The sequence below is a fragment of the Mycobacterium sp. SMC-4 genome, assembly GCF_025263265.1.
Lineage (GTDB): Bacteria > Actinomycetota > Actinomycetes > Mycobacteriales > Mycobacteriaceae > Mycobacterium.
Genome location: NZ_CP079874.1, coordinates 1 through 18351, shown reverse-complemented (window position 1 = coordinate 18351; position 18351 = coordinate 1). Strand labels below are relative to the sequence as shown.

The window sequence follows — 18351 nt, the reverse complement described above, 5'->3', positions numbered from 1 at the left end:
CGAAGGTCGCGAATCAACCTGAAGTTGACGCGTATATCTGGCGCATGGGACCAGCGCCGGATGCGCTTCATTGAACCACTTTCGTGTTCCTCCTGGTAGACGGATTTCGCTCGCAGGTGTGGTAACTTGCGGTTGTCATTGACAACTCTAAGTTGACGATAGATGGAGGTTCTCTTGTGAGCGTTCCGGGGTCGGCGCACTTGGTTCTTGCCTCGGGCGTGGTTCACCTGGACGAGGCCAGCGCAGTCTTCGAAGCGATGCTGTCTGGGTGGGGTCGTCAACAGGCGTCTCGGCTACTCGCTGCTGAGGCCACGATCGAGCCGCGGCTGGCGTTGGTGCGGCGGTTCGCAGAGTTCGCCGGGGCGCCTCCGTGGGACTGGACTGCCGGCGATGTCGAAGACTTCACGGCCGCTTTGATGTCGGGCCCGGAACGCAAAGCACCGTCGACCATTCGCGGCTATCACATGTCGTTGCGGATGTTCTGCGACTACCTACTCGATAGCCGCTACGGTTGGATCGCGCAATGCGAGAACAGGTTCGGACGGATCCCATCGCAGGTCTGTCACGACTACAACACCGCCGCGCATCTGGTCGACTACGAGGGCAAGCCCGCGCGTCGCCCGTTCACCTACGACGAACTGGAAACATTGTTCGATTTCCTCGATGATCGCGTCGATGTTCTCGCTCGGTCCAGGAACAAAGGCGCGTTCGCGGCGCTGCGCGACGCACAGATGATCAAGACGGCCTACGCCTTCGGTTTACGCCGCCGCGAGCTGTGCTATCTCGATCTCGCCGACCTGCGTCCGAACTCGCGGATGCCGGCCTGGGGCACGTTCGGCGCCGTCCACGTTCGCTACGCCAAATCACGTCGCGGCAGCTCTCCCAGGCGTCGCACCGTGCTCGCCGTTCCGGAGTTCGACTGGGTGATCGACGGACTGCGCCAATGGGTCGACCACGGCCGCCCACTCCTCAGCCCCGGGAACCGTCAAGAGCTCTGGCTGACCGAGCGTCGACGGCGCGTGGCGACCAAGACCATGGATAGGCGATTCGCCGTCGCACGGGTGCAAGCGGGACTGCCTGCCGAGCTCACCTTGCACTGCCTGCGGCACTCCTATGTCACCCATCTGATCGAGTTCGGTTATCCGGAGCGGTTCGTCACCGAACAGGTGGGGCACTCGTATGCCTCGACCACCGCGATCTATACCTCGGTGTCCGACGACTTCAAGACCAAAACACTGCAGGCGGCGCTGCGCCGCGTCTACGGATCATCCACGACGACAGGTGAAGGCGGAGATGAGCACTAGGACCGTGCTGCGGTGGAACCTGCGTCAGCTGATGGCCCAGAACGGAATGTTCGCCACCACCGACCTTGTCGCACCGCTGCACGAGCGTGGCGTGGAGATCTCCCGACAGATGGTGCACCGGATCGCGACCAAGCCCCCGCAGCGCATCAATCTCGACCTGCTCGCCGCCCTCTGCGACATCTTGTCGTGCACGCCCAACGACCTGCTCGAGCTCGTCGCCGAACAAGTCCGTGAGGCGCCCGCGGTCAACGACAGCGGACCCGGCATCGGCGACCTGCGACCCATCCGCGCCACCATCCGCCGCCCCCACGACAACCAGTGACTCAGCGGGCCTGCTGGGAGTGTGCAAGCACCATCCGGCTAACCCCACTGACGCACGGGCGTCGCATCTGTGTCGCATGCCGTCGCAGACGGCACTATCACCCCGAGAAATGCCCGCGGTGTGAGACCGTGCGGCCACTGGCGTGGCAGCTCGACGATGCCATCGTGTGCGCCTCCTGCGCCGGTGTCGCATCGATCTTCACCTGCAGCGAATGCGGCCGCGAAGAACACCCCTACGGGTTCTACCGATGCGCCCGCTGCTTCCTACGCGAGCGCCTCACCGAGCTGCTCACCGACCCGATCAGCGGCACGATTCATCACCGACTACGGCCCGTGTTCGACGAACTGATCAACGCCGACCGCCCACAGACGGTGCTCTGGTGGCTGCGAAAGAAGCCCGGTACCGGCCCGCAGCTCCTTCGCGACATGGCCTGCGGAACGCGTGAAATCAGCCACGACACCTTCAGCGATCTTCCCTCGGACCGAGCCCACGATTACTTGCGCAGCCTCCTGGTCGCGGTCGGCGTTCTGGGCCCGATCGACATCCGCGTCGAACGGATGCTGCCCTGGATCGAGGACGTTGTAGCCGAGCTTCCGGCCGAAGACGCCGCCATCGTTCGCCGATTCGCGCATTGGCATGTACTGCGCCAGATGCGCAAGGCCTCCCACGAGAACCGGCTGACGAGATCGATGACCGATGCCTGCCGTCGTCGCGTCCGCGTGGCGATTCAGTTCATGGCGTTTCTGCACACCCACGACGCCACTCCGGCGACAGCGACACAGGAGATGCTGGAGCGCTACCAGGCGCTCCACCGGAGGCCGCTCACTGCCGAGTACGCCTTCCTCGTCTGGCTACGCCAATCCCGCATCAACACCACACTGAGGGTCACCGATCCGCCACGGTCACCTCCCTCGGTAACCGTCTCGGATTCCCAGCGGTGGGCCGCCGTCGGGCGGCTGCTGCACGACGACACAATCCGCCGCAAAACCCGCATCGCGGGACTGCTCACATTGTTGTTCGCCCAACCTCTTTCGCGCATCGTCGCCCTGCGATCAAGCCAAATCTCGATCTCCGACGATCACGCCGTGCATGTCGTCTTCGCCGCCATCCCCATCCAAATGCCTCCCCTACTCGACGACCTCATCCGCGAGCATCTGGAGCAGCAATGCGAAAGCCGCTACACCCCATCCCATACGGGCTGGCTGTTCCCCGGCCGACTTCCCGGCACCCACCTGTCCACCGAGAACATCCGCACCCAGCTCGTCGCGGTCGGGGTGAAACCCTACGAACATCGCAAAGCCGCCCTCTTCCAGCTCGCCAGCGACATGCCCGCACCCGTGCTGGCCGAACTGCTCGCGATCACCACCAAGAACGCAGCCGCCTGGGCCAAACTCGCCGCCCGCGACTGGACCGATTACGTCACCGAACGCGGCAGATCAATGCCGCATCGAAGGCGGAGCTAACTCGCAACAGCGATGTCGTAACCACTCCATGCCGCCGAGGCCACGATTCGCCTGCTCTCGTCAAAGTTGTTCTTTGTCAATCCTCCTCGCCACAAGTCAAGCAATCGAGAAACGGGTTCAAGCAGTTGCGCGCCCTCAAGCGTCTGAGACGCCGAACCGCGGGTGACCTGCACTTCGGGTAGCTCACTACCCTGCTGCGAGTCTCCGCACCTCGCTGTGGAACGGAAACCAGCGTACGGCCTCGCCGATGATGGCGACGAATGGTCCTTCGATGCCATCACCGACGCGATTTGCGAGAGGCGAAAAGGGCCCGAAGACCAGCCGGCTCGACATTGTGATTTCGTTGTGCCTAGCGAGCTGAGCGCGCCGGGCGGCCCGTCTTCTTGGTGGCGATGTTCGATTTTATGGCGTCGCTGTCGGTGTTGCGGTGGGCGGCGAGAAAGTCATCGACGATGTTCGCGCAGTCATTGTGAGTGATAGTGCGAAGCCCGGTCATTCGGGCGAAGGCGAGTGGTCCGACGAGTTGGCAAAGCGCCAGTTCCTGGTCGAAGTCGTTGAGTTCGGCTTGAGCTTTTGGGCTGGTGAGTACGGCGTCAAATGGTTGACGATATTGATCGACAACTCGGGTCCGTAGCGCCCCGGATGTGTGGCGGTCTTCCGCTTGGGCATTGGAGCCGGTGGGCCCCAATGAGAGCCACGCGAGTGTCGTGACATGCAGCGGTGCGTCGTTGAAAAGGGCGGCTTGGCGGCTGAGCAATTCGATCAGCTGCTCACGGAGGGGTCCGCTGGTCGGTGCCGGAGTGGTCACTTGTGGAAGTAGGCGTTCGAACGTGGCTGCCAGTAAATGCGACGAACTGTGGAAGTGGCGGTACAGCGTGGTTCGGGCCACTTTGGATGCTTTGGTGACGGCATCGATAGTGACCGCTTCCACCCCACCGGTGCTCAGTAGCGTTGCCGCAGCATCCAGCAGCCGGGTGCGTGACCGGATGAGCCGAGGGTCCACGTCGTCGTCAGGGACGGGCACTGCCTGACTGTCGCTCACTCGTTCACCTCGGCGGTCGATCTTCACGCGATGCTGTCACGGCAGTCTAGCAGTGTGGTACTAACGGTAGCGCAGCGAAACCGATCGTATTGGAGGGTGACGGTGCCCGAAAGCCTGTTGCCGCCCGAGCGGCTGCCCTCGCACACCACGACATGCATGGGTTGCGGCCCGGACAACCCCCACGGACTGCGGTTGGTGGTGCATCGTAGCGGCGACGCGGTGTACACCGATGTGACGTTCGATGAGCGCCATATCGGGGCCCCGGGCCTGGCCCATGGCGGGGCAGTGGCCGCGGCATGTGATGACGTCCTGGGCTTCACGTTGTGGATCGCCGGAACCCCGGCGGTGACCCGCACCCTGACGGTCGAATATTTGCGGCCGGTGCCGCTGCATCAGACCCACCGGATTACTGCCCACATCGTCTCTCGTGAAGGGCGGGCGCTGCATGTCACGGCGACAGGCACGGGTGAGGGTGGGATCGCCCGCTTCACCGCCAGTGCAGTGTTCATTGTCGTCAGCCCTGAGCACTTCGCCGCACACGGCGATGTCAGCGCTTTCGGCGATCTTCTGGAGCAGTTCTCGCGCCGCGGCGGCCTCGACCCGGAGCCGTCATGACTGTCCCTCAGGCGCGCAGCCACGGGAAAACCCCGCCTTCGGAAGCGAACTCGGTCGCTGCAGAGAAGCGAGCCGCTAACGCGTCGCGTTCACGCGCGTCCGCACGGCGCCGGGAGACCATTCTTGATGCAGCTTTGGTCGTGGCCGCGGCGGGTGGTTACGAGGCGGTTCAGATGCGGACAGTTGCCGAGCGGGTCGGCATCGCCGTCGGCACGCTTTACCGCTATTTCCCGGCGAAAACCCACTTGCTGGTGGCAGCGCTGACGCGCGAGTTCCGTCGACTCGACTCGGCCGGGGACTGGGCGAGTGGTGAGGGCACACCGCTGGAACGGCTCGAACGGCTCACCGCACATCTGCATGACCGCTGGCAGCGCGACCCATGGCTGACGACGGCCATGACACGGGCCTTCGCAGTCGCAGATACCCGCGCCGCCGCGGAACTCGACCGCGCGGCCGATGAGATCCAGATCCTGCTGGCCCGCACGCTCAGGGGCGGCGAGCCCACTCCTACCGATCTGCACGTGGCTGGGATCATCTCCGACATCTGGCTGGCCAACCTCGTGGCCTTCAGCGGCCACCGCGCGACAGCCGCCGACACCCGCGACCGCATTGACCGAGCCACCAGGCGCGTCGTGACCAGCGCTGCTAGGCCAGCCGTCTACCGGTAACGATACTGCTGGTATCGCAGCGATACTTGGCGTACTCTTTGGGGATACGGCTCAACGATGCGTCGAAAAGAGACTGCCATGTACACCCAATGGATCGAAAACCTTGTCGTACAACGCCTCTCGCTGCACGGCGGCCTGGTTCTGGATTTCGATGATTACAACGAAATCGTCATCTCCTGCCCCCTACTATTGACGCTTCCTGCCGTCGGCACCTACCCCATCGAGGCGGTGCGTATTGACCCCCTCAGGATCGCGACCCACGAACGCCCGCTGCTGAACCTCGCCGGCGCACTGTGCACCCAGGCCTGGTCCAGCGACGATGGAGGGCTACACCTGAGCTTCTCGCGCGGACATCGCATCGATGTCGATCCCGACGCTGAACAGACAGCGTGGGAGCTCTATGGCATGCGCCACGGCTACATGGCCTGTCTACCTCAAGGACGGGTACGCGTGGTCCGCCATGACCTCCCCGACACCGACGACGCCAACATCGTCAACAGCGTCAGGCAATCATCGGCGGGGTCGGCGCGGCAGACCCACTAATCCGGCCGCGGACACTGCGACGGGTCGACTTGGGCGGCAATACGTGGATCAGGTTGAACGTGGACAGGACCGCCCTGGCGACATCGAGGCGGGCGAGCATTCCCGGATGATGCTGTCGAGGTTTTGTTGCACGCGTTCGGCAGTGATGCCGACCGATGGTGAATACAGCATGATGTGGTCGAGGACGCCGTTGTACCGTCTCAATTGTTCACGGACCTCGTGCGCCGTCCCGGCGACACCCATGGCGTCGATCATCTCCTCGGACACAGCGGCGAACATCGCCGGGAAATCGCGCTGGGCGAATGCTTGCCGGATGGCTCGGCCTTCGCTGGCGAAGCCGTTCACATCGAGTACCGTCTCGTAGGATTTGACCGAGGAGTAGAACGCAATCTGCTGCGCCAGTTCGCGCCTGGCGACCTCGGCGTCGTCGTGGATGGCGCACATCACCATGGAAATGATTTCCACGTCATTGGGGTCGCGGCCGGTGTGCGCGGCGCCCCTGGCGATAGCGGGCCGGACGACCTCTTCGACGTAGGTGGTTGTGAACAGCGGATGTCCGGCTAGGCCGTCGGCCACCCGCCCGGCCGCCTCGCACATCCGGGGCCGGACACCGGCAGTGACGATCGGGATCGGCCTGCTGGAGGGTCCCACGTCGCCGGTCGGGGTGAGATTCATTCTGTAGAAACGGCCCTCGTGATGGATCGGGCCTTCATGCAGGTTCCATATCCGGCGCAGCAGCATCACGAGTTCTTCCATCCGCAGGGCGGGTGCGGAGGTGTCGGGCACGCCGTGCCAGTCGCCCATCATCCGTTTGGTGCCGTTGCCGATGCCGAGTACCAGTCGTCCGTTGGAGAGTTCGTCGAGGTCGCGCGCCTCGGTGGCCAGCACCAGGGGGCTTCGGCCGACGCCGTAGAGAATGGAGGAACCGATCCGACAGTTCTGGGTGCTGTTGGCCATCGCGGCCATGGAGATCGATCCGGACCGAGAATAGAACTCCGAGGCCCATACGGCGTCGAACCCGGCCGCATCAGCGGCCTGGGCGGTCTGGGCCAGTGACTTCAGATCCGCGCCGAGAACCGACAGGCCGTAGGTGCTCATGACTGGTCTCCTGTGCGCGGGCGCAGCCCGTCGAACATGACGGCGCTGAGGGTGCTGGCGACCACCGTCTCGTCGAGGTGGTTATCGGTGACCAGGTACATGAGTGCATTGATGGTGACCGCGCCGAACAGCGCAATCGACGTCGATCGCGCATCGGGCTGAGCGACGAGGGATCCGTCGCGGGCCCCTTCGATGAGCAGGGTTTCGACGGGTTGTTGGTAGGCGGTATTGATCATCTCGGCGATAGCCGGCATGCGGGCCGCTCGTCCCAATTCGCCGATGAGTGCACGGCATACCGCTGGCCGCTGCGCCATTGCCCGCAGTTGTGCGCGGATCACGAGTTCGAGGCGTTCGGCACCGGTGCCGCCGGTGTGCACGATCGCGGTCACAGCATCGAAGATGTCCTTGAGGAGGTCTTCGAGCAGGAAAGCAAGGATGTCCTCTTTACCGGCGAAGTAGTAGTACAGCGTCGCTTTCGGCACACCGGTCACCGCGGCGACGTCTTCGATCTTGGAGTCGTTGAGCCCCTTCTCGGCGAACAAGTCCGCCGCGGCGGGAAGCCGGTCAGAGATCTGACGTGGAATCTTGCGCATTGCCCCCCTGTCCCGTTCGGCCGGTTTAGACTGCGAGTCTAAACCGTCGTTACTTTGGTGGTCGGAGGTCTTGGTGGTCTCGGTGCAAATTCGTTACGACCCGTTCGACGCCTCGATTCTCAACGACCCCTATCCGACGTATCGGTCGTTGCGTGACACGGCTCCGGTGTACCGCGCCGAGGAATCCCATACCTGGGTGTTGAGCCGGCACGCCGACGTCCAGGCCGCAGCACTGGATCACGGCACGTACTCCTCGGTGGACGGCATCTTCCCCACCCCACCGGGATCGGACTTCATCGGCTCGTTCCTGCCGATGATGATCGTGATGGACCCTCCGCGCCACGACCAGTTGCGTGCCCTGGTGAGCCGGGCGTTCACTCCCCGGCGGGTGGCCGGGCTGCAGGGCGCCATCACACAGATGGCCGCGGAGTTGTTCGAGCGCCTCGACGAGGGCTCTGGTTCGGCGGACTTCGTGACCGACTTCGCCGCGATCCTGCCCGCCGCGGTGATCGCCGATCTACTGGGCATTCCCGCCACCGATCGTGATCAGTTCCGATTGTGGTCGAGCCAACTGGTCCAGGTCGACGTCAACCACGGACAAACCACCGACGCACTGACCGCCGCCACCTCGATCTACGCCTACTTCACCGACTTCCTCGCCGACCGCCGCCAAACCCCCCGCGAGGACATGATGTCGGCGTTGGCGAACGCCACAGTCGACGGGATCAGACTGACCGACGAGGAAGTCCTCGGCTTCTGCGCGCTGCTGCTCGTCGCGGGCTACGAGACCACCACCAATCTGCTGGGGAACTCCGCGGTCGTGCTGGCCCAGCATCGGCAGACCCGCCGACGCCTGGCCGCCGATCGAACACTATTGGGGCCGGCAGTTGAGGAGTTGCTGCGCTACGACTCACCGGCACAGGGACTTTCACGAACCCTGACCCGCGACGTCACACTGCACGACACGACCATGCGTCAAGGTGAGAAGGTGCTGCTGCTGTTCGGGTCGGCCAACCGCGACGAGCGCGCCTTCCCCGATCCTGACGTGTTCGACATCGAGCGCACCAGTGAGCACCAGGTCGCCTTCGGTCGCGGCATCCACTTCTGTCTGGGCGCGGCACTGGCGCGGATGGAGGCCCGCATCGCTCTGGATGCTCTGTTGGACAAGGTGCCCGACTGGGAGGTCGATCTTGAATCGGCGCGGCGGCTGCGGTCCGGACCGATCCGCGGCTACACATCGCTGCCCATCACTTGGACCACACCGGTCTAGCCCGTGCCCCTCCTCGACGACGCGTCGTGTGCATCACCGCGCGGCCAGGTTCTTCATCGCCGTCGATATCGAGCACTCCGCCGCGCACGGCGACCTCGGCGCATTCGGCGACATGCTCAAACGATTCGCGGGCTCGAACGGTGATCGACCCATGACCGGACAGGAGAAAGGGGCATGGTGGTGGCAGTGACATTCGCGCACTTCGATGAGCAGATCGCCGACCAGCTGCTCAGATCGCCGAACACAGCAGGTGGACTGTCGAGGTTTCTGAGCTTTCGGCACACCGAACTCGCCGCCGGTCGGCTGGTGGCAGAGATGGAAACCCGTGCCGAACTGCTCACACCCTTCGGCACCCTGCACGGCGGATGTCTATCGGCGATGGTCGACCACTGTCTCGGAGTCGTGTTCTACCCCGTCATTCCGGCCGGATCATGGGTCGCCACCACCGAATTCAAGCTAAACCTGCTGCGACCCGTGTCCACCGGTGTGTGTGTCGCCGTCACCGACATCGTGTCGCTGGGCAAGCGCAGTGGAGTGGCGCGCATCGACATTAGCAACGGCGACAAAGCCGTCTGCGTAGCCCAGGGCACGGTCACGATCGTGAACGCCGCGGGCAACGCACTATGAAGGCGCTTGCTGCCGGGCCCACGCTTCGGGCGGACGACGATCTCGCCAGGAAGGTGTCATGACCTCCGCCGTGCAGCATCGGGTCCGAACCCAGGACGGGATCGCCCTGGCTGCGGACTGCTACGGCCACGATGACGCCCGTCCCGTCGTGCTGCTCCTGCACGGCGGCGGCCAGAACCGGCACGCGTGGAGCACTTCAGCGCGTCGCCTCCACGCATGCGGATACACAGTCGTCGCCTACGACACCCGCGGTCACGGCGACAGCGACTGGGACCCAGCCGGCAGGTACGACATCGAGCGACTCGCGACCGATCTTCTCGCCGTGCGCGAGCACTTCAGCGCCTATACCGCCCCTGCGGTCGTAGGTGCATCCCTTGGGGGCATGACCGTGCTCGGCACGCATCTGTTGACATCCGGGGCGTCGTGGGCGGCGGTCGTCCTGGTCGACGTCACCCCGCGACTTGAATTCCAGGGCGCCCGTCGCGTGGTGACGTTCATGGCCGCACATCCCGATGGCTTTAGCACCCTCTCTGACGCCGCAGAGGTGATCGCCGCGTACAACCCCCATCGCTCGCGCCCGGCCAACGTCGACGGCCTGCGCAAGGTGCTACGGCAGCGTCACGACGGCCGCTGGATCTGGCGGTGGGACCCGGCATTCATTCACTCCAACTTCGACTTTCTCCGCGACGAATCGACCACGGGAACGGAGCAATTCGACGCAATCAGCCACCTGCTGATCGACGGAGCCCGACGGGTCAATGCCCCAACACTTCTCGTAAGGGGCCTCTTGTCCGACGTGGTCTCCCAAGCCACCGTCGACGAGTTCAAGCAACTGGTTCCCCACGCCGAGACCGTCGACGTATCCGGCACCGGACACATGATCGCCGGCGACGACAACGACGCCTTCGGCTGCGCCGTCACCGAGTTCCTCGGCCGGAACCTCCTGTAGGTCGCGACGTTGGTCGAGCACCATCGATCGGCCAGTAGTCAGAACCGATCTTGACTTCACAGCGCGCGAAGCGGAGCCCATGAAGTGTTCTTCGGTTAAGGCCGACTTTGAACTGTGCCGGGCTCTGGTCGAGCTAGACGCCACTACGCACTTGCTGGCCACCATCGGCGTCGAAGAGTTCCTTGGTCCAGCGTTCGAGGATTTCTGCGCTGTCCCAGTCGTCGGGATGAAATCCGGCGCGGGTGTAGGAGCGAAAGCGCGCAATTGCTGCTGGGCTGAATAGCGGGTTATGACGGAAGGCTCGAAGGCTGCGCAGCAAGCGCACCGGGTTGTAGGCGGAACGGTCACCAGCCAGAGAGCGGGTGGTCTGGATGACCAACTCGCTGAACAAGAGGAGGCTGGCGATCCGCATCCCCCAGACCCTGGTGCGTTCGCTTCCACCGACCGTCTCGTAGACATCGAAAGCAACGGCCTTATGCTCGCATTCTTCCAGTGCGTGCCAGAGCAGAATAGGCCGCACTTCGGTGTCGCCGATCAGTTCTTGAGCTTCGTCGCTGGTGAGAATGATCTCGGCGAATGTCGCCGTGTAGTGCTCGAGGGCGGCCGTCACAGCCAGGCGCATCTTGGGAGAAAAACGCTTCTCAAGTCGGCCAACCAGCTTCTTGACATGCCGATCGATCCCCTCGGTGGGATAGCCCATTGCTTGAAGCCGATCGTTGAGCAGCCGATGCTGGTGTCGGTGGGTGGCCTCTTGTGCGATAAACCCCTTGACCGCCTCCTTGAGGTCAGCGTCGCTGATGTGGTCCCGGTACTCGCGGACTGACCGGATAAAGAAGTCTTCGCCTTCGGGGAACGTGGCCGACAAGGTGGACACAAAGTGGCTCATCACCAAGTCGCCATCAACGAAGTGCTGCCGACTGGTCCCAGCAGGCATATCGAATCGAACACGGCGGGGCTTCGGGACGACCCGTGCGGTGGGCCGTGTGGACGAATCGTCGCTCATGTTGTTCTCCCATTCGCCAAGGACGCGCTGTCAATCTGACTCTAAGCCTTGTCAGAATTAGATGGCAAGCTATCCACGTGGTTTCGGCGCGGGTGTATAGCGGAATGTCCGCCGAGGAGCGTCACCGGAACCGGCGCACCCGTCTCATCGAGGCCGCAACGGAGTTGATCGGCACGCGCGGCGTTGCCGCCGCCACTGTGACTGCCGTCTGCGCTGAATCGGGTGTCACGTCACGGTACTTCTACCAGCACTTCTCCGACCGAGACGCACTCCTGCGGGCTGTCTACCAGCAGCTCTATGCCACCTTCCAGGAGGTGATAGTCGACGCGATCCCCGATGCCGGCGAGCCACCGGAGGTATTGGCGTACGCGCCAATCCGCAGGCTGGTCGGCATGATCGACAACGACCCGCGGCTGGGTCGGATCCTGTTCGTGGAATCTGCAACCGAGCCGCTGCTCCGAGAGCTACGCAGCGAACTAATGGCAGGTTTCACCGACCTTGTCTTGCGCGAAGCCAGACTTCACCTCGACATCGCCGACTCTGCCGTGGGGGTTGCCCATTTGGCTTCGACCTTGGGCGTGGGAGGGCTATTCGAAGTCTTGCGCCGCCGACTCGACGGAGAACTGGAATTCACCACAGATGAACTCGTTCAGCACTGCGCAGGTTTCCTGGGCAGCCTAGGCAATTACGTGCTGCTGCAGAACACGGGCCAGTCGGCCACAACCGAAGCGCAAACCTAGAGCTAGCGGCCCCGCTACGCGATGTGGCCGTGCGTGCGCCCGACGACCAACGTCCGAGAACAGCAACAGCAAGACCCTGAACGGCATCCAAGGCCAGTGTCGTCGACTTACAGCGTCAGCCCTGGCTTCCAGAAACCCACTGAGTGTTCGATCATTCCTCTGCCCACTGCGACCGTCGGCCCGGTCCCGACTCGATAGCGGTCGCCGGCCCCTTCGCCAGCCGCGCGCTTTGCGCGGCCTGGCGACGACGGCCCCGCCACCACTTGCACTACATGCGGTAGCGTAGCGATACCGATAGTATCGCTACGATTCGCTACTAGTGGAGGCCCAGTGACCGACGGCACTGCAGATTCCCCAGGCCAGGCCACGCGCCGTGGCCAGCGGGACAACGGATCCCCCAACCCGGCCGAAACCCGCGAGTACAGCGAACGGTTGGCAGCGCTAGCCCGATTCACCCTCCGACACAAAGCGCTGGTCATCGGGGTATGGCTAGGCGCCGCGGTCGTCCTCGCGTTGCTGTTCCCCCAGCTAGAAACCGTGGTGCGCCAACAGTCGGTGGACCTCATCCCTCGCGATGCGCCGTCCTTGCAGACGGTTGACCGCATGAGCGCCGCTTTCGGCGAAGAAGGCTCAAAAACCATGGTGTTCGTCGCCATGGAAGACCCCAATGGCTTGACTCCGACTGCACGGCAGCGCTACGGCGAACTCGTGCGCCGGTTGCAGGGCGAAGGCAACCACGTCCTGCTGGTGCAGGACCTACTGTCCGATCCGATTACCGAAGCCCAGGCAGTCAGCGCCGACCGCAAAGCTTGGTACCTGCCCGTAGGTGTCACCGGCACCCTCGGAGACCCCACGGCCGCCGAATCGGTAAACGCGGTGCGCAACATCGCCGCCGAGGTCTTCACCGGCTCGACCACGACTGTGCAAGTGACGGGACCACCGGCAACCTTCAGCGACATGATCGCATCCGCCGAGCACGACCTGCTGCTGATCTCAATCGCTACCGCGGGCGTGATCGCCCTGATCCTGCTGATCGTCTACCGGTCGGTGTTCACCGCGCTGTTACCGCTGCTAGTAATCGGGTTGAGCCTGGCAGTCGGGCGCGGCGTGCTGTCCGCCCTCGGCGAGATGGGCATGCCCGTCTCCCAGTTCACCGTCGCCTTCATGACTGCGATCCTGCTCGGCGCGGGAACCGACTACACCGTATTTCTGATCAGCCGATACCACGAACAGCGCCGCGCCCAAGTACCCGCCGATCAGGCCGTCATCCACGCCACCGCCAGCATCGGGCGCGTCATCCTCGCCTCCGCCGCCACCGTCGCACTCGCGTTCCTGGCCATGGTCTTCGCGCGGCTCAGCGTCTTCGCCGCCCTTGGCCCCGCGTGTGCCATCGCCGTACTGTTCGGATTTCTGGCCACCGTAACCCTGCTGCCACCGGTGCTGTCGCTAGCCGCCAAACGCGGCATCGGTGAACCCAAACCCGATCGCACCCGCCGCTACTGGAACAGCGTCGCCGTCGCCGTGGTCCGCCGTCCCGTGCCACTACTCATCGTCAGCCTGGTCATCTTGCTCGCCCTGTCGGCAGCGGCAGCAACCATCAAAATCAGCTACGACGACCGCAAGGGCCAACCAGACACCACGGCCAGCAACCTGGGCTACCACCTGCTGGACCGCCACTTCCGCAAAGACGTCGTCATCAGCGAATTCCTCGTCGTGGAAAATCCGACCGACATGCGGACCGGCAAAGGACTGGCCGATCTTGACGAGATGGCCTCCCGCGTCTCCCAGATCCCCGGCGTCACCAAGGTTTCCGGAGTCACCCGCCCCACCGGAGAGCGCCTCGACCAAGCAGAACTGGCCTGGCAGAACGGCCAGATCGGCGACAAAATGGCCGGCGCCGTCGCCGAGGGCAACTCCCGCAAGGACGACCTCACCAAACTCACCGACGGCGCCGACCAGCTCGCCGACGGCCTCGCCCAACTCGACAGCACCGTGCGCACCGCCTTCACACCACTAGCCGGAATCCTCACCCAAGCCCAATCCGCAGGAACTCAGGTCAACCAATTCCGGCCGCTGCTGCAACAACTTTCCGCCACTGCCCCCGCCGTCGACCAAGCCATCCAATCCGGCCCAGGACTACGACCGCTGGCCAACCAAGCCCAAAACGCAATCACTCAACTCGACCCACTCGTCGGCGCCCTCAACACCTCACCCTGGTGCGCCACCACCCCACAATGCGCCCAAATCCGCAACCAGGTCCAGATCCTGGTCACTCTGCGCGACAACGGATTCTTCAACCAAATCGCCGACCTCGGGGACCGCTACGATCCCGCCACCAATGCCACCGTTGGTGGCACCCTCGCCAACGTCCAGAACGCAGTCGCCTCACTGGACAAGGCATTCGGAGCCCTGGGTGACCCCGCCGACCTGACCACAAATCTCCGCCGATTGCAGGACGGAATCGGACAGCTGGCCTCCGGCGCCCAAGCACTCGCCACCGGCGTCCGCACCCTCGCCGACAGCAACATCGAAATGCTGTCCGGCATGAGCCAGATCGCCACCCAACTACAGAACTCCTCGCGCGCAGCGGCCGACTCCGACTCCTCGAGCGGTTTCTACCTGCCCGCCAACGCATTCGAGAACCGGCAATTCACCGACGTCGCCGAACAATTCCTCTCACCGGACGGCAAAACAGCGCGGTTCATGATCGAAAGCAGCCACGACCCATACAGCGTTGAAGCCATGGACCTCGCCAGCCGCATCACCGACACCGCCAACACCGCACGACCCAACACGTCACTCGCCGACGCCACCGTGTCCGTAGCCGGCTTCCCCGCCGTCAACTCCGATATCCAACGACTCCTCTGGGCCGACTTCGCACAACTAGCCATCGCCACCATCATCATCGTCGGCGTCATCCTGGTCCTACTACTGCGCGCACTCCTAGCACCGCTCTACCTACTAGGCACCGTCGTGCTCAACTACCTCGCATCACTCGGCATCGGCGTCGTAGTCTTCCAATGGGGACTGGGCCACGAAATCGCCTGGCCCGTACCGCTGCTGGCGTTCATCATCCTCGTCGCCGTCGGCGCCGACTACAACATGCTGCTCGTCTCACGGCTCCGCGAAGAATCCGGAACCAACATCCGCGTCGGCGTCCTGCGCACCGTGGCAAACACCGGAGCCGTCATCACCTCCGCTGGCCTCATATTCGCCGCCAGCATGTTCGGCCTCATGGTCGGCTCAGTCGCCATCATGATCCAAGCCGGCCTCATCATCGGCTTCGGGCTGCTGCTCGACACCTTCCTCGTGCGCACCCTCACCGTGCCCGCCATCGCCACACTCCTACGCGAAGCCAGCTGGTGGCCCACCAAAGCAACAAACCCGCGACCCGGTCAGACCAACCCAGGAGGCATTAAGGACGCACCTCACGTGCTGGTCCAGGAGAGGTGAAAAGCGAACAGAGCAATACCCGGCGCTACATGCCGACCAGCGTGAAGGCGTATTCACCCCGAATGAATACGACCCCTGCGCCGGTAGGTTCGGTAACGGCGGTTCGGGTGGCGTCGGTCGGTGGGGGCGTCCGAGCCTTGGGATCGTCATCACCGCTGCCTAGCGTTCAAGCCGTGATGGGTATCCACAAGCTCACTGCGGGAACCGGATACCTGTATCTGGTTCGGCAGGTGGCTGCCCACGACCGCACCCACTCCGGGCCTGAATCGCTCGGGGATTACTACTCGTCGAAGGGCGAGACTCCGGGGCGGTGGGCCGGACGTGGCCTCGCCGGCTTGGCGGCCGGGATGGAGCACCGGGTCTACACCGACCAGGGCGCAGAGCAATGGAACGTCGAAGCCGGGTCCGAAGTCACCGAGGACCAGATGAAGAACCTGTTCGGTCTCGGCGTCCACCCCAATGCGACCCCGCTGGCACGGCACCTGATCGCCGAAGGAGCCAGCCGCAACGGTGCCCTCGCCGCCGTCAAACTCGGGCGCCCGTTCCATGTCAACGCCGGGGAAACCCCGCTGCAGCAACGGCTTGCGGTCGCTTTCCGTGACCACAACGTCAGCCTCGGCAAGCACTGGAACGCCGCCATTGACGAGGAACAGCGGGCCGCTATGCGCACGCGCATAGCGACCGAGATGTTCGAAGAAGAACACGGCCGACCGCCCGCCGATGAACGGGAACTGACCGGATACATCGCCCGCGGAACCCGCCAACTCACCACCTCGGTGGCCGGCTACGACATGACCTACACCCCGGTCAAAAGCGTCTCCGCGCTCTACGCACTAGCGCCGCTGCACATCGCAGAGATCATCGAAAAGTGCCACACCCGAGCCGTTGAGGACGCCCAGGACTACCTGCAAGACCATGCCGCCTACACCCGCATCGGCGCTCAAGGCATCGCACAGGTCGACACCGACGGCTTCATTGCAGCGCACTTCCTGCACCGCGATACCCGCGCTTCTGACCCCGGCCTGCATACCCACGTCGCGGTCTCCAACAAGGTCCGCGCCCGCGGCACCGACGGCATCTGGCGCTGGTACGCCCTCGACGGCCGACCTCTCTACGCCTCCACGGTCGCGGCCTCGGAGTTGTACAACACCCGACTGGAGGCATACCTGGGCGCCGAACTTGGGATGCAGTTCGCCGCGCGCGGCCACACCCCAGAAGGCAAGCGGGAAGTCCGCGAGGTCGTCGGCGTCAGCCCAGAACTGATCGAGTTGTGGTCGTCGCGACGCGCCGCGATCGACGCCGAATACGCCGTGCTGGCCAAGAAGTTCCAAACCGAGCATGGCCGCGAACCCACCACACCAGAGTCCATCGCGCTGTTCCAGCAGGCCAACTTGGCGACCCGCGCCGCCAAGCACGAACCGCGGTCGCTGGCCGAACAACGGCAGGAATGGCGAGCCCAAGCCATCGGACTACTAGGCGACGAGCAATCGCTCAACGCGATGCTAGGACGCTGCCTCGGCGGGGCTGCCCGCACCGCGGCACCAATCACCTCGGAGTGGATGACCACTCAGGCGCAGCGCGTCATCGCCACCGTTTCACAGTCCCGCTCCACCTGGCAGCGCACCCACGTCCTGGCCGAGGCGCTGCGCGTCATTCGGTCAAGCGGGCATGCCAACACCGAAGGACTGGCCGCCCAGATCGCAGACCTCGCGCTGTCTGAGCCACTGAGCGTGCGGCACGCCAGCAGCCCCGACACCGACCTCGGTGAACCAGATGTACTGCGCCGTCGAGACGGATCAAGCGTCTACCGCTTGGCCGGCAGCCAGACCTACACCAGCGCCGAAATCCTCGCCGCCGAACAACGCATCCTGGCCGCTGCCACCCTCACCGATGGCCGCCGCGTCGATTCCACCGACGTCGAAATGGCCCTACTATCCCAAGCCGCACACCGCCGCGAACTCAACGCCGGGCAGGCCGAGCTGGTCCGCCAGATGGCCAGCCGCGGTCAGCGAGTGATGCTGGCACTGGCGCCCGCAGGTGCTGGCAAAACCACCGCGATGGCCGCCCTCGCACGGGCATGGGAGGACTCCGGCGGCACAGTTATCGGCCTCTCCCCGAGCGCCAGCGCCGCCCAAATCCTGCGTGCCGAAATCGACATCGACGTGGCCGACACCGTCGACAAATTCAACTGGCTGCACACCAACCCGCACGCGGACGCAAGCGATCCGGCCCGCGAATGGTTCGACCGCATCGACGAGAACACCCTGCTGGTCATCGACGAAGCAGGCAAGGCCGGCACCCTTGCCCTGGACTCCGTGATCGCCGCAGCGCTGGCCCGAGGAGCCAGCGTCCGACTCATCGGAGACGACAAACAACTCGCATCCATCAGCGCGGGCGGGGTGCTGCGCGACCTCGCCCACAGCAGCGGCGCGATCACTCTTTCCCAAGTCATGCGGTTCGCCTCGCCCTCCGAAGCCCAGGCCGGACTCGCGCTGCGCGAGGGAGATCCGTCGGGCATCGCCTTCTACATCGACCACCAACGCGTCCACGTAGGCACCGACGCCATGGCCCTCGACATGGCCTTTGAGGCATGGCGCGAAGACAACGATCAGGGACAGCACTCCCTGCTCTTGGCGCCCACCCATGATCTGGTCAGTGAAC

At 64.2% G+C, this 18351-nt stretch carries 17 protein-coding genes; 13 read left to right on the top strand and 4 right to left on the bottom strand.

Annotated features, from left to right (window positions below; translation table 11 throughout):
* The first annotated feature begins 176 nt into the window (after positions 1–176).
* The 3 genes from KXD98_RS28235 to KXD98_RS28225 all read left to right on the top strand — a co-directional run bounded on the left by KXD98_RS28235 (position 177) and on the right by KXD98_RS28225 (position 3089).
* Entirely contained in the window at positions 177–1304 is a 1128-nt protein-coding gene (locus KXD98_RS28235; RefSeq protein ID WP_046363131.1) for a tyrosine-type recombinase/integrase, read from the top strand.
* Positions 1294–1626: a helix-turn-helix transcriptional regulator gene (locus tag KXD98_RS28230; RefSeq protein ID WP_024449211.1), complete on the top strand. Its 333-nt coding sequence runs from the start codon at positions 1294–1296 to the stop codon at positions 1624–1626. Before KXD98_RS28235 ends, KXD98_RS28230 begins: the two co-directional genes overlap by 11 nt.
* Positions 1627–1754: 128 nt before the next feature.
* Positions 1755–3089, top strand: coding sequence for a hypothetical protein (locus tag KXD98_RS28225; protein ID WP_011856875.1), 1335 nt, complete (start codon positions 1755–1757; stop codon positions 3087–3089).
* Positions 3090–3438: 349 nt separating this feature from the next.
* On the opposite strand, the gene KXD98_RS28220 is transcribed toward KXD98_RS28225, so the two are convergent.
* Positions 3439–4131: a TetR/AcrR family transcriptional regulator gene (locus KXD98_RS28220; protein ID WP_011856876.1), complete on the bottom strand. Its 693-nt coding sequence runs from the start codon at positions 4129–4131 to the stop codon at positions 3439–3441.
* Between the two features lie 102 nt (positions 4132–4233).
* Here KXD98_RS28220 and KXD98_RS28215 point away from each other — a divergent pair, with 102 nt between their 5' ends.
* The 3 genes from KXD98_RS28215 to KXD98_RS28205 all read left to right on the top strand — a co-directional run bounded on the left by KXD98_RS28215 (position 4234) and on the right by KXD98_RS28205 (position 5957).
* A complete protein-coding gene (locus tag KXD98_RS28215) occupies positions 4234–4746 on the top strand; it encodes a PaaI family thioesterase (RefSeq protein ID WP_011856877.1) in 513 nt (170 codons plus the stop codon).
* Entirely contained in the window at positions 4743–5414 is a 672-nt protein-coding gene (locus KXD98_RS28210) for a TetR family transcriptional regulator (RefSeq protein WP_011856878.1), read from the top strand. The genes KXD98_RS28215 and KXD98_RS28210 overlap by 4 nt, the downstream gene beginning before the upstream one ends.
* Before the next feature lie 78 nt (positions 5415–5492).
* Positions 5493–5957, top strand: a complete 465-nt coding sequence (locus tag KXD98_RS28205) for a DUF6188 family protein (RefSeq protein ID WP_024449209.1) — start codon at positions 5493–5495, stop codon at positions 5955–5957.
* A 48-nt stretch (positions 5958–6005) separates the two neighbouring features.
* On the opposite strand, the gene KXD98_RS28200 is transcribed toward KXD98_RS28205, so the two are convergent.
* Together KXD98_RS28200 and KXD98_RS28195 are read right to left on the bottom strand one after the other, a co-directional pair.
* Positions 6006–7055 carry an LLM class flavin-dependent oxidoreductase gene (locus tag KXD98_RS28200; protein ID WP_011856880.1) on the bottom strand — a complete coding sequence of 350 codons (1050 nt, stop codon included), beginning with the start codon at positions 7053–7055 and terminating at the stop codon, positions 6006–6008.
* Complete coding sequence (locus KXD98_RS28195) at positions 7052–7648, bottom strand: TetR/AcrR family transcriptional regulator (RefSeq protein WP_011856881.1); 597 nt, start codon at positions 7646–7648, stop codon at positions 7052–7054. Before KXD98_RS28195 ends, KXD98_RS28200 begins: the two co-directional genes overlap by 4 nt.
* A 73-nt stretch (positions 7649–7721) precedes the next feature.
* Here KXD98_RS28195 and KXD98_RS28190 point away from each other — a divergent pair, with 73 nt between their 5' ends.
* The 4 genes from KXD98_RS28190 to KXD98_RS28175 are packed head-to-tail and all read left to right on the top strand — an operon-like array spanning position 7722 to position 10494.
* Entirely contained in the window at positions 7722–8918 is a 1197-nt protein-coding gene (locus tag KXD98_RS28190; protein WP_011856882.1) for a cytochrome P450, read from the top strand.
* A gap of 28 nt (positions 8919–8946) precedes the next feature.
* Complete coding sequence (locus KXD98_RS28185) at positions 8947–9108, top strand: hypothetical protein (RefSeq protein WP_156442342.1); 162 nt, start codon at positions 8947–8949, stop codon at positions 9106–9108.
* On the top strand, positions 9093–9545 hold the full coding sequence (locus KXD98_RS28180) for a PaaI family thioesterase (protein WP_011856883.1): 453 nt from the start codon (positions 9093–9095) through the stop codon (positions 9543–9545). The genes KXD98_RS28185 and KXD98_RS28180 overlap by 16 nt, the downstream gene beginning before the upstream one ends.
* Positions 9546–9603: 58 nt before the next feature.
* Positions 9604–10494: an alpha/beta fold hydrolase gene (locus KXD98_RS28175; protein WP_011856884.1), complete on the top strand. Its 891-nt coding sequence runs from the start codon at positions 9604–9606 to the stop codon at positions 10492–10494.
* Between the two features lie 133 nt (positions 10495–10627).
* On the opposite strand, the gene KXD98_RS28170 is transcribed toward KXD98_RS28175, so the two are convergent.
* Positions 10628–11497 carry a metal-dependent hydrolase gene (locus KXD98_RS28170; RefSeq protein WP_011856885.1) on the bottom strand — a complete coding sequence of 290 codons (870 nt, stop codon included), beginning with the start codon at positions 11495–11497 and terminating at the stop codon, positions 10628–10630.
* Positions 11498–11601: 104 nt separating this feature from the next.
* On the opposite strand from KXD98_RS28170, the gene KXD98_RS28165 reads away from it, so the two are divergent.
* From KXD98_RS28165 to mobF, 3 genes are all read left to right on the top strand, one after another.
* Positions 11602–12237: a TetR/AcrR family transcriptional regulator gene (locus tag KXD98_RS28165; RefSeq protein ID WP_011856886.1), complete on the top strand. Its 636-nt coding sequence runs from the start codon at positions 11602–11604 to the stop codon at positions 12235–12237.
* Between the two features lie 330 nt (positions 12238–12567).
* Positions 12568–15690: an RND family transporter gene (locus KXD98_RS28160; protein WP_011856887.1), complete on the top strand. Its 3123-nt coding sequence runs from the start codon at positions 12568–12570 to the stop codon at positions 15688–15690.
* Positions 15691–15866: 176 nt separating this feature from the next.
* Positions 15867–18351, top strand: a 2485-nt coding sequence (gene mobF, locus KXD98_RS28155) for a MobF family relaxase (protein ID WP_260765624.1), incomplete at its 3' end; no start/stop codon positions are given.